This window comes from Pannus brasiliensis CCIBt3594 (genome assembly GCF_036688125.1).
GTDB classification, from domain to species: Bacteria; Cyanobacteriota; Cyanobacteriia; order Cyanobacteriales; family Microcystaceae; genus Pannus; species Pannus brasiliensis.
This window is the reverse complement of sequence record NZ_JBAFSM010000028.1, coordinates 51,555-64,013: the sequence shown is the minus strand read 5'-3', so window position 1 is coordinate 64,013 and position 12,459 is coordinate 51,555. Positions and strand designations below refer to the sequence as shown.

The 12,459-nt window shown below is 55.9% G+C and carries 6 protein-coding genes; 1 reads left to right on the top strand and 5 read right to left on the bottom strand.

Going from position 1 to position 12,459, the window contains the following annotated elements:
* Both V0288_RS14970 and V0288_RS14965 read right to left on the bottom strand, forming a co-directional pair.
* A partial coding sequence (locus V0288_RS14970; RefSeq protein ID WP_332865928.1) for an SdrD B-like domain-containing protein occupies positions 1-1,453 on the bottom strand: 1,453 nt, incomplete at its 3' end.
* A 516-nt stretch (positions 1,454-1,969) separates the two neighbouring features.
* Entirely contained in the window at positions 1,970-7,030 is a 5,061-nt protein-coding gene (locus tag V0288_RS14965; protein ID WP_332865927.1) for an SdrD B-like domain-containing protein, read from the bottom strand.
* Positions 7,031-7,559: 529 nt separating this feature from the next.
* On the opposite strand from V0288_RS14965, the gene V0288_RS14960 reads away from it, so the two are divergent.
* Positions 7,560-8,150 carry a pseudouridine synthase gene (locus tag V0288_RS14960; protein ID WP_332865926.1) on the top strand — a complete coding sequence of 197 codons (591 nt, stop codon included), beginning with the start codon at positions 7,560-7,562 and terminating at the stop codon, positions 8,148-8,150.
* Between the two features lie 67 nt (positions 8,151-8,217).
* Here V0288_RS14960 and V0288_RS14955 read toward each other — a convergent pair whose 3' ends face one another.
* From V0288_RS14955 to V0288_RS14945, 3 genes are all read right to left on the bottom strand, one after another.
* Positions 8,218-9,972 (bottom strand): ribonuclease J, encoded by a 1,755-nt coding sequence (locus V0288_RS14955; protein ID WP_332865925.1) that lies wholly within the window; start codon positions 9,970-9,972, stop codon positions 8,218-8,220.
* 222 nt (positions 9,973-10,194) lie between these two features.
* Positions 10,195-11,082, bottom strand: a complete 888-nt coding sequence (gene dapA, locus V0288_RS14950; RefSeq protein WP_332865924.1) for a 4-hydroxy-tetrahydrodipicolinate synthase — start codon at positions 11,080-11,082, stop codon at positions 10,195-10,197.
* Between the two features lie 146 nt (positions 11,083-11,228).
* Positions 11,229-12,257 (bottom strand): aspartate-semialdehyde dehydrogenase, encoded by a 1,029-nt coding sequence (locus tag V0288_RS14945; protein ID WP_332865923.1) that lies wholly within the window; start codon positions 12,255-12,257, stop codon positions 11,229-11,231.
* Between the last annotated feature and the right edge of the window lie 202 nt (positions 12,258-12,459).

Below are 12,459 nucleotides of genomic sequence, written 5' to 3'. Positions count from 1 at the left end.
CGGGGCTAAATCCGGCGTACCCGTCGGGTTGGATGAAACGAACGTAATAGGTTCCGGGGGTCAAATTCGAGAAGAGATAGGAACCGTCCGCCCCGGTGGTCGTGGTCGAGATCGCGCTCGCGCCATCACTACCGAGTAACTGCACGGATACGCCCGCGATTCCCGATTCTCCCGCGTCTTGAATCCCGTTCGCGTTCGTATCCAGCCAGACTCGATCGCCGAGCGTCGCCAGTTGGTACATCCCGAAATCCGCGGTGAGCGAATTGACCGCGAACGCGTCAAAGCGATCGAACGCGAATCCCACGTCCGTGTTCAGGGTTTTCTGTCCCGTGAACGTGATCCGGACGTAACTGACATCGGCCTGTTGTCGGGCGAACGACCACTCCCACAATTTGGCATCGAGCGAGTTGTAATTGTACGACCAGTTGGGATTGAGATCGGCATCGAGAATCCCGTCCCCGTTGGTATCCGTATCCAGACGAGTCGTGTTCGCGTACAGGGTCGGATTGGCGTTAACCACGGAGGTCGGTATCCACACGCTCTCACCCGCCGGACTGTCCTGAAAACCGAGTAATTGTTGATTACTGTTGAACCACTCCACCCGCCATTTTTCGGTGAGTCCCTGTAGCTGTTCGTTCCAGGTGGTATCGATATCCCAGACCCAGCCTTTCGCCGCCGCGGTCGGGGTCGTGTACTCGATTAAAAACGTGGGAACCGTGGTCGTCGTGAACAGCCCGCCCCCCCGCAGGAAATAAGTTCCCAGTAACCCCGCCTGACTCGACTCGGATAGCGATCGGCGGATCGCGTTTTCCGTATCGAACACCCGTCGGTTAAAGCGGTTCGAGAGATCGAAAGGCCCGGTCGTGAAATCGTTGACGAAACTGGAGGTCGTATCGCTACCGCCGCGTTGTTCCACGTACATCGTCCCGCCCGGTACCCCGTTAATGATCTGGGTCGCGTCGCCGATGAAGTCCCGATTGCTATCGAGCCAGAATTTCAATCCCAGACCCGACCAAACTTGATTATCGGCGGTTAGAGCCGAGTTATCCGTTAACCCCCGCAGGGCGGCATCCTCGAAGTCAATACTTCCTAGCTTCGTTCCGGTACTCGAAAAACTGGCGATGTAGTAGCGATCGAGGGTAACGGGATCGTACGTGAGCGGTTCCGAGGGCAACCAGCCCCCTAGATTCGTCGGCGCTCCGGTGGTCGCGTCGTAGGTAATCCGATCGCCCGTCGCGCTTAAAATCCGTACCTCGTAAGTACCGTTTTGAATCCCGGTAATCGTGTAACTTCCATCGCTCGCCGTCACCGCGAGGGCTTCCCCCGCGTCCGGGAGACCGTTACCGTTATAGTCAACGAACACCGTCCATCCCTCCAGATATTGGTCGAGTCCAATGTCTTGAATTCCGTTGGCGTTGACATCGAGATACAGGGTTCCAGAAAGTTGTGCCATGAGAAATGCCCCCTCCTAAACGATCGAGCGGTACTTATGTGAATGGATAGATTTTTCAGGATTCTCGCGAGAATTCTCGGTAGGTTACGAAGAAAAGGTCTGAAGACTGATCCGACTCTTTTGAATCACGAGAGTTCTAGCCGTTCGGTACGAGAACAATGGAACTCATACGCGAAAAGACTTACAGCGAATTTTTCAAACATCCTGACGGCGCGAGATGGTGAACGTGGAAAACGTTCGAGTGAGTTCCTGTATCAATATATACACTTACGGAAAATCGCGGAAGGGGTTTTTCCAGTTTTTACAGAAAAATTACAGGTTCATGCGGGGGTCTTTCTATACGGCGAGCGTCGGGGATAGGTCGGGAAAAAACTTTCCCGAAAAAACCGTCGTTTCGTGGCGGGAAAGATTTGCCGGGAATAGGAAAAAGGGTCAAGGGCAAGATTACCAGATCCGGCTTTTTCTCTTCCCCTTTTCCCTCGATGGAATGCTTACTCGAACCGGAGGCCGTGAGAACTAGAGAACGGCTCCAGTCTGGTTTCTGTACGCGAGCCAATTTTTAACCGTGTTCGCGTCGAGAGTTCCCGTGAAAGCTTGTCGCGTATAATCGATCACCTCGCCGATCGAGTAGTAATAATCGATACTCGGGTGAGCGGCGTTCAAGATCCCCGCCGTCGAGTGACGCAGTAACGCCCCGATGACGCTCTTTTCACTCGCGCTCAACGCTTCGTAGAAGGTGAGGGTATTATCTTTATTCCCCAGCGAACGAACGAGCGTATCGTCTACATCCACGCCGAACACCGTTTCATAATTACTGTTCGATTGGTAGGGAGAGGGATAGCAACTATGTCTATCCCCGAGATTTTTCCAGTAATTGGGAGTCAGACCCTCGCCGGTACCGTCGGGACGGAGGAGTAATCCCGCGTCCACGTTCCAGTTCGATTCGCCCGTACCGAGGCCGATCGATCCGGTCATTCCCAAAACGTCCGCGTCACTATCTTGGAGGTCGTCGGTCGTCTTGGCGGGACTGAAGGCCGAGTATCCATCGGGCAGGATGAAACGAACGCGGTAAGTTCCGGGACCCAAACCGGAGAACAGATAAAAACCGTCCATTCCGGTGGTCGTGCCGGCGAGAAAAGCGCCGCTATCACTATCGAGCAGTTCCACGGATACCCCCTCGATCCCCTCCTCTCCCGCGTCTTGAATCCCGTCGCGGTTGGTATCTATCCAGACCCGATCGCCGATCTCGCCGTTCAGCGACTGTTGTTCGGGGAGCAATCCCGCATCGATACTCAAGTTCGATTGACCGCCGGTGACGGTAAAAGAAGCCACGCGCCCCGTGTTCGCGTCCACGTCGCTATCCAGGCCGTCATCGCTTCCCGCGTCGATCGCCGTAAAACCGCTGACACCGACAACGCTCGATAGATCGAATTGCACGGAATAGGTTCCGGGTCGAACCGTGAATTCATAGAGTCCGGTCTCGTCCACGTCCTGGGTGAGGGGATCGTCGAAACGGGTCACGGTCGTGATCGGTTTGCCGTTACTATCGAGGACGGGATTGCCGCTACCGTCGAGAAGCCGGACGGTCATCCCCCCCACGCCGGGTTCTCCGGTGTTTTGAATCCCGTTCGAGTTGCCATCCAACCAGACCCGATCGCCGATCTTCGCCAGTTGATACACCCCGAAATCCGCGGTGAGCGAATTGACCGCGAACGCGTCAAAGCGATCGAACGCGAATCCCACGTCCGTGTTCAGGGTTTTCTGTCCCGTGAACGTGATCCGGACGTAACTGACATCGGCCTGTTGTCGGGCGAACGACCACTCCCACAATTTGGCATCGAGCGAGTTGTAATTGTACGACCAGTTGGGATTGAGATCGGCATCGAGAATCCCGTCCCCGTTGGTATCCGTATCCAGACGAGTCGTGTTCGCGTACAGGGTCGGATTGGCGTTAACCACGGAGGTCGGTATCCACACGCTCTCACCCGCCGGACTGTCCTGAAAACCGAGTAATTGTTGATTACTGTTGAACCACTCCACCCGCCATTTTTCGGTGAGTCCCTGTAGCTGTTCGTTCCAGGTGGTATCGATATCCCAGACCCAGCCTTTCGCCGCCGCGGTCGGGGTCGTGTACTCGATTAAAAACGTGGGAACCGTGGTCGTCGTGAACAGCCCGCCCCCCCGCAGGAAATAAGTTCCCAGTAACCCCGCCTGACTCGACTCGGATAGCGATCGGCGGATCGCGTTTTCCGTATCGAACACCCGTCGGTTGAAGCGGTTCGAGAGATCGAAGGGGCCGGTCGTGAAATCGTTGACGAAACTAGAGGTCGTATCGTTACTGCCGCGTTGTTCCACGTACATCGTCCCGCCCGATTGGAGCGCGTCGCCGATGAAGTCCCGATTGCTATCGAGCCAGAACTTCAATCCCAGAGGCTCCCACACTTGGTTAGTGGCGGTTAGAGCCGAATTATCCCGTAATCCCCGCAGGGCGGCATCCTCGAAGTCGATCGCCCCCAGTCGCGTGCCGGTACTCGAAAAACTGGCGATGTAGTAGCGATCGCTCAAAAAAGTATCGTAAGTGAGGGGGTCGGACGGCAACCATCCCTCGCTATTCGTCGGCGCTCCCGTGGTCGCGTTGTAGGTGATCCGCTCGCCCGTCGCGCTTAAAATCCTTACCTCGTAAGTACCGTATTGAATCCCGGTAATCCGGTAACTTCCATCGCTCGCCGTCACCGCCGAGGCTTCCCCGTTATTCCAGACACCATCGCCGTTATAGTCCACGAACACTCTCCAGCCGCCGAGTCCTCGATCGCTCCCGTTCTCTTGACTCCCGTTAGCGTTGACATCGAGATACAGGCTCCCGGAAAGTTCGGCCATCCCGTCATTACTTCCTGCGCTCGTCACGGGAGATTCGAGAGTAGCGGAAAAAGCCGATAGGGGGGCTATCGCGGAAAAACTCGCTAGGGGGGCGATCCCGAGTTGATATAGTCCGGCATCCACGCTCCGTTTGGACTCCCCACTACCGAGTACAAACTTCGCGGTCAGTCCCGTCGCGTCCGCGTCGCTATCGGTGAGATCGTCGGTCGCGTCCGCCGGGCTGAAGCCATCGTATCCCTCGGGCAGGATGAAGCGCACGCGATACTTATCGGGCATTAGGTTGGAGAAGAGATAAGAACCGTCCGCCCCGGTGGTCGTGGTCGAGAGAAGGGTGCCATCACAGGCGACGAGTTGCACGGTAACGCCCTCGATTCCCGCTTCCCCGGCTTCTTGAATTCCGTTTTGGTTGCTGTCCAACCAGACCCGATCGCCGAGCGTCGCGTATTGATACAGTCCGGCATCCACGCTCGTATTAGATTGGCCGCTCGTGAGCGCGATCGGCCCGGTCAGTCCCGTAACGTTCACGTCGCTATCTTTGAGGTCATCCGTCGCGTCCGCCGGGCTGAAGGCCGAGTATCCGTCCGGTCGGATGAAGCGAACGTAATAGGTTCCGGGGGTCAAATTCGAGAAGAGATAGGAACCGTCCGCCCCGGTGGTCGTGGTGGCGATCACGCTCGCGCCATCACTGCCGAGTAACTGCACGGATACGCCCGCGATTCCCGCTTCCCCGGCTTCTTGAAGCCCGTTCGCGTTCGCGTCCAGCCAGACCCGATCGCCGAGCGTCGCGTATTGATACAATCCGGCATCCACGCTCGTATTAGATTGGCCGCTCGTGAGCGCGATCGGCCCGGTCAGTCCCGTAACGTTCACGTCGCTATCTTTGAGGTCATCCGTCGCGTCCGCCGGGCTGAAGGCCGAGTATCCGTCCGGTCGGATGAAGCGAACGTAATAGGTTCCGGGGGTCAAATTCGAGAAGAGATAGGAACCGTCCGCCCCGGTGGTCGTGGTGGCGATCACGCTCGCGCCATCACTGCCGAGTAACTGCACGGATACGCCCGCGATTCCCGCTTCCCCTGCTTCTTGAATCCCGTTCGCGTTCGTGTCCAACCAAACCCGATCGCCGAGCGTCGCGTATTGATACAATCCGGCATCCACGCTCGTATTGGATTGGCCGCTCGTGAGCGAGATCAGCCCGGTCAGTCCCGTAACGTTCACGTCGCTATCTTTGAGGTCATCCGTCGCGTCCGCCGGGCTGAAGGCCGAGTATCCGTCCGGTCGGATGAAGCGAACGTAATAGGTTCCGGGGGTCAAATTCGAGAAGAGATAGGAACCGTCCGCCCCGGTGGTCGTGGTGGCGATCACGCTCGCGCCATCACTGCCGAGTAACTGCACGGATACGCCCGCGATTCCCGCTTCCCCTGCTTCTTGAATCCCGTTCGCGTTCGTGTCCAACCAAACCCGATCGCCGAGCGTCGCCAGTTGGTACATCCCGAAATCCGCGGTGAGCGAATTGACCGCGAACGCGTCAAAGCGATCGAACGCGAATCCCACGTCCGTGTTCAGGGTTTTCTGTCCCGTGAACGTGATCCGGACGTAACTGACATCGGCCTGTTGTCGGGCGAACGACCACTCCCACAATTTGGCATCGAGCGAGTTGTAATTGTACGACCAGTTGGGATTGAGATCGGCATCGAGAATCCCGTCCCCGTTGGTATCCGTATCCAGACGAGTCGTGTTCGCGTACAGGGTCGGATTGGCGTTAACCACGGAGGTCGGTATCCACACGCTCTCACCCGCCGGACTGTCCTGAAAACCGAGTAATTGTTGATTACTGTTGAACCACTCCACCCGCCATTTTTCGGTGAGTCCCTGTAGCTGTTCGTTCCAGGTGGTATCGATATCCCAGACCCAGCCTTTCGCCGCCGCGGTCGGGGTCGTGTACTCGATTAAAAACGTGGGAACCGTGGTCGTCGTGAACAGCCCGCCCCCCCGCAGGAAATAAGTTCCCAGTAACCCCGCCTGACTCGACTCGGATAGCGATCGGCGGATCGCGTTTTCCGTATCGAACACCCGTCGGTTAAAGCGGTTCGAGAGATCGAAAGGACCGGTCACGAAATCGTTGACGAAACTGGAGGTCGTATCGCTACCGCCTCGTTGTTCCACGTACATCGCCCCGCCCTGTACCCCGTTAATGATCTGGGTCGCGTCGCCGATAAAATCCCGATTGCTATCGAGCCAGAACTTCAACCCCAGGCCGGCCCACACTTGGTTAGTGGCGGTTAGAGCCGAGTTATCCGCTAACCCCCGCAGGGCGGCATCATCGAAGTTGAGCGCCCCCAGTTGCGTTCCGGTACTCGAAAAACTGGCGATGTAGTAGCGATCGTTCAGGCTCAGATCGCGGGTGAGGGGGGCGGACAACAACCATCCCCCGCTATTCGTCGGCAATCCCGTGGTCGCGTCGTAGGTGAGCCGCTCGCCCGCCGCGCTTAAAACCCGTATCTCGTAAGTACCGTTTTGAATCCCGGTAATCCGGTAGCTTCCATCGCTCGCCGTCACCGCGAAAGCTTCACCCGCATCCAGGCGACCGTTGCCATTATAGTCAACGAACACCGTCCATCCCCCGATCGCTCGATCGAGTCCGATATCTTGAGTTCCGTTGGCATTGACATCGATATATAGGCTTCCTAAAAGTTCTGCCATGAAAATCTAACTTCCTCCTGAAGTCGCGGGTGACGTTCGCGTGAATATACGGATTTCTAGAATTCGCGGGTTGCTACTGACGCGCTGTAGCGGATGCGGAAAACCCTATCGAGGTTTCTATCTAAATATAGACACTTAAGAGAGGTTGCTGAAAAAAATTTGTTGTACTTTACAGAAAAATTACAAAATACCCTGATTTTCTTTATACATTCTTTATGTACGTCGAGCGTCGGGATCGAGATCACCCGGGAAAAACTTCCGCGGTCGGATGGGAGAGGCCGCCCGGCCGCTAGATTCCCCGACCCGCGGGAAACGAAAAGGCTTATCGGGGTCAAACCGCTCTAGGCTAAACGGTAAGATGATTGTAGGAAAATATACGGTGTATCGTTTAAAATACGGAATTTTTTTCTAAAAAAGTCTTTCACGCCTGTAGACCGCCCCGATACCCCCTACAAAAGGTCTAAAATAGATCGGGAAACGATCGAGCGTGTCTTAGCGGGATCGGCCCTGACGCGTCCGGCGCGACCGTATGAAATATCTACTTTTCTATAAACCCTACGGGGTACTCTGTCAGTTCACCGATGAATCGGGAAGAAAGACCCTAAAAGACTACATCCCGATCCCGAACGTCTATTCCGTCGGTCGGTTAGATTTCGACAGCGAGGGATTATTACTACTCACCGATAACGGTCAACTCCAGCATCGGTTGGGCCATCGTCAATTCGCCCACCCGCGAACCTATCTCGTCCAGGTCGAACGGATTCCCGACGAAACCGCCCTGCAAAAATTACGGGATGGTGTACCCGTTCAAGATTATCGAACCCGACCGGCGATCGTCCGCCTTCTCGACACGGAACCGTCCGTCCCCCCGCGAGATCCCCCGATCCGGTTCCGAAAATCCGTCCCGACCGCTTGGCTAGAAATCACCCTCACCGAAGGCCGCAACCGCCAAGTACGCCGCATGACCGCCGCGGTGGGTTTCCCGACCCTACGCTTAATTCGTACCTCGATCGCTATTGACAAAAACTCCAGATTGTGCTTGACGGGATTACAGCCCGGCGACTGGCGAGAGATCGCGCGCGAGGAGAAGATCGCGTTAGAGAAATTATTAAGGCGGTAAGGTCGAAATTCTTCGTTTCCTTACCGCCTATTATCTTGTTGCCTCCTGCCTTCTGTCCACTGCCTCCTTACGAGGCTAATGTCGCGGTCGATCGACGGCGGCGATAGGTACGCGTGGAAGACGAGGGGGGTTCCGTTTCCGTCGCTTGTAGAAGGAAGATCACCAGCGGTTGACTCTGTAACTCCCGCTTGATCAGACGTTGCAGGGTCGTTTCGATCTCGGCCCGGAGGCGTTGCCAGTCGGGGGTTCCAGCCTCGGTTTGGAACTCGTCGATCCGTTCCTCTAGCGCGCGCTCGATCGCCCGAACGATCAACTGGTTCAACAGCGCCCGTTCCACGTTCGTTACCACGCCCCGCAGGTTAATTTCCGGGGGCGCGCTTAACTGTCCCTCGCCGTTCACGAAGGCCGCCACCGTCACCACACCATCCTCGGCTAACTGTTGCCGTTCCTGCATGATGTGTTCGTGGACGATGCCCGCCTGATCGACCAACTCGACCCCGGAGGCCACTTTCCCGGCCAGGGCGATCGAATCCGCCGTCACCTCGATCACGTCACCATTGTTGACGAGTACCGTGTTCTCCGCGGGAACGCCCATATTCCGCGCCATCCGCGCGTGCTGTACCAGCATCCGGTGTTCGCCGTGGACGGGAACGAAGAATTTCGGACGGGTCAGGGAGAGCATCATTTTCTGATCTTCCTGGGAGCCGTGACCGGAGACGTGAATCCCCTTATCGCGACCGTAAACCACGTTCGCGCCGAGCATCATCAATCGATCGATAGTATTGACCACGGCGATCGTGTTGCCGGGGATCGGGTTCGCGGAAAACACGATCGTGTCCCCCTGACGGACGCGGATATGCGGGTGTTCTCCCTTAGAAATCCGGGTCATCGCGGCGAGAGGTTCCCCCTGCGATCCGGTGGTCAGGATGACGATCTTATCGTCCGGTAAACTGCGGGTCGCTTTCAGCGGCTCGAACAGATTATCCGGACACTTGATATAGCCGAGATTGCGCGCGTGGGCGATGACGTTGAGCATCGATCGACCCACGACCACCACTTTCCGGTTGAATTTCTCCGCCAGTTTCAACACCAGATTGATCCGGTGTACCGAGGAGGCGAAGGTGGTGATCATGATCCGTCCCGTCGCCTGATTGAAAACCCGCTCTAAACCGGGATACACCGAGGCTTCCGAGGGCGTGTAACCGGGAACTTCCGCGTTCGTGGAATCGCTCAGGAGGCATAAAACGCCTTTTTCCCCGTGTTCGGCCAGTTTTTGCAGGTCGAAGCGCTCGCCATCGACGGGGGTGTGGTCGATTTTGAAATCTCCCGTGTGAATCACGACTCCGAGGGGGGTATGAATCGCCACGGAACAACTATCGGCGATCGAGTGGGTGTTCCGGATGAACTCCACCATGAAGGATTTTCCCAGACGCACCATCTCGCGGGGTTGGACGCTCTCTAACTTGGTGCGGTTTTCTAATCCCGCCTCCGCTAATTTATCCCGCAAGAGCGCCATCGCCAACCGCGGCCCGTAGATAATCGGCACGTCGAATTGTTTGAGATGGTAGGGGATACCACCGATGTGATCCTCGTGACCGTGGGTGACGATCATCCCCTTGATCTTGTGGCGATTTTCCCGCAGATAAGTGGTATCGGGAAGAACGACATTCACCCCGTGCATATCATCGGAGGGAAAGGCTAATCCCGCGTCGAGAAGGATAATCTCGTCGTCGTACTCGAAAACGCAGGTGTTTTTGCCGATCTCGTGTAATCCTCCTAGGGGGATGATTTTTAGTTTCGAGTTTGTTTCATTTTGACTCATTTAGTGTCCTTGGTTTGTAGGTGAGTTTGTACTGGATTCGGTTGCTTACGAAACGGAAAGTCGAAATAGTTATAAAAAGCTCTTTCTAGTGATCTATCCCTAGAATGAATCGCTTGTTTTTTATCGATTAAATCGCAAAATCTTTTTCTAATAATTTACGTTTACTATACCATAAATTGGACAAATTTAACCCGGAAGAATCCGAAAAACGGGGTTCGACGATCACGAGGGAAGTTCTCGCAAAATCCGTTCCAATCCCGTTTGCAGTTCGGGACTCAAGGAAACTAGGGGAGATCTCAGCCCGCCCACGTCCCAACCGGTCAGGTTTAACGCCGCTTTTACCGGGATCGGGTTCGTGGTCACGAACAACCCTTTAAACAGGGGGAATAGACGTAGATTGATCTCGATCGCCTCGCGGGTTTTCCCCTCGCTAAAAGACCGGATCATCGTCTGGATCTGTTCCCCGACGAGATGACTGGCGACACTCACGACCCCGATCGCCCCGCAGGTCAATAGCGGCAAGGTCAGAAAATCATCCCCGGAATAGATGGCGAAGTCGGGCGCGGTCATCGTCCGGATCTTGCAGGCCGCCTCTAGATTCCCGCTGGCTTCCTTGACCGCGACGATATTCTCGATCTCGCTTAATTTGGCGATCGTCTCCGGGGTCATATTCTGTCCGGTGCGACCGGGAATATTGTAGAGCATCATCGGCAGATCGGGGGTAGCGCCGGCGATCGAGCGGAAATGCTCGTACAGTCCCTCCTGGGGCGGTTTGTTGTAGTAGGGAACTACCTGCAAGGTTCCGTCTAACCCCAATTTGGCCGCTTCTTTCGTCGCCTCGATCGCCTCTGCGGTACAGTTCGATCCCGTCCCGGCGATCACTTTCCCCCGATTTCCGACCGCTTGTTTGACCACCCGAAAGAGTTCGTATTCCTCTTTCCAACTGAGGGTAGGCGATTCCCCGGTCGTCCCGCAGACCACGAGGCCGTCGCTACCGTGGCCGATCAGGTAATCCGCCAATCTCTCGGCGACCGCGTAATTCACGTTTCCCTCCCCGTCAAAGGGAGTTACCATCGCCGTGATCACTCTTCCGAAACTTGTATCGCTCATCTAACTGCTGGTGTTTATCGATTAATAGCTAAAGGCGGGAGTCGGGCGTGGATTCTTCCCGATCGGGATTCGTGGGAAATGACAATTCCCGCCCCGTACTCCTTTTTTCCGAAATTTTACCCGAACGCCTATATTTTGACCGGATTTTATCCCAAGACGCGAACGAGATTTTTCTCGACCAGTAGTTCGGCGATCTGAACGGCGTTTAACGCCGCCCCCTTGCGGATCTGATCCCCGCATAGCCATAACTCCAGGGCGTTGGGGTTGGAAATATCCTGACGGATGCGGCCGACTAACACCTCGTCGCGTCCGGTCGCGTCGATCGGCATGGGGAAATAGTTCGCTTTCCAGTCCTCGACGAGTTTTACCCCCGGCGCCGAACTCAGGATCTCCCGCGCTTTTTCCACGGGGAAGGGACTACTGAATTCTAGGTTAACCGATTCCGAGTGCGCCCGATCGACGGGAACCCGCACACAGGTCGCGCTTAACCGAAATTCGGGAACCCCGAAAATCTTCCGCGTCTCGTTAACCATTTTCATCTCTTCTTCACAATACCCGAGATCGTTAATCGGCGTGTTGTGGGGGAAAAGATTAAACGCGAGAGGATAGGGGAAAGAATTCGTCGGCGGTTGCCGGTTTTCCAGAATCGCCCGCGCCTGCTCCTTTAGTTCCTCCATCGCCCGCGCGCCCGCGCCGCTGGCGGATTGGTAGGTGGAGACGATCGCCCGTTCGATCGGTCGGACTTGGTGCAGGGGCCAGATCGCGACCCCTAACAGGATCGTCGTGCAGTTGGGATTGGCGATAATCCCCCGATGTTTCGCAACGCTTTCCGGGTTCACTTCCGGGACCACGAGGGGAACGTCGGGATTCATCCGGAACGCGCTGGAGTTGTCGATCAAGGTCGCGCCCGACTCGACGATCGTTTTCGCCCAGGCTTTGGAGGTCGATCCCCCGGCGGAAGCGAGAACGATATCGATATCTCGAAACGAATTCTCGTTAACCGCCTCGATCGAGAGACTTTCGCCCTTGAAAGGGAGGGTTTTTCCCGCCGAACGCTCCGAGGCCAATAGTTTCAGACTCTCGATCGGGAAATCCCGACTTTCCAATAACTCCAATAACTCCGTTCCGACCGCTCCCGTCGCCCCTAAAATGGCGACCCGCGCTGTTTGCTTCAAATCGTTTGACCTCCCGCTCGAAATGGTTTATCCATAAAACCTCTACTCGCTACCAAATATCTCTATTCCGCCCAAAACTTTTTTTCTTAAGCCCTCTTTCGTCCCGATCGAGCCGACCCGGCACGACAGCTACCGTCAACTTTCGGGTATCGGGTTCCCTCAATATACCCCATTCCCCGCTAAAATAAAAAGATTGTGACAG

Bases quoted from the DNA above. Each gene is read 5' to 3' on its own strand.
- V0288_RS14960 (WP_332865926.1), top strand. From the start codon at position 7,560: ATGAAATATCTACTTTTCTATAAACCCTACGGGGTACTCTGTCAGTTC.
- dapA (WP_332865924.1), bottom strand. From the start codon at position 11,082: ATGAGCGATACAAGTTTCGGAAGAGTGATCACGGCGATGGTAACTCCC.
- V0288_RS14965 (WP_332865927.1), bottom strand. From the start codon at position 7,030: ATGGCAGAACTTTTAGGAAGCCTATATATCGATGTCAATGCCAACGGA.
- V0288_RS14955 (WP_332865925.1), bottom strand. From the start codon at position 9,972: ATGAGTCAAAATGAAACAAACTCGAAACTAAAAATCATCCCCCTAGGA.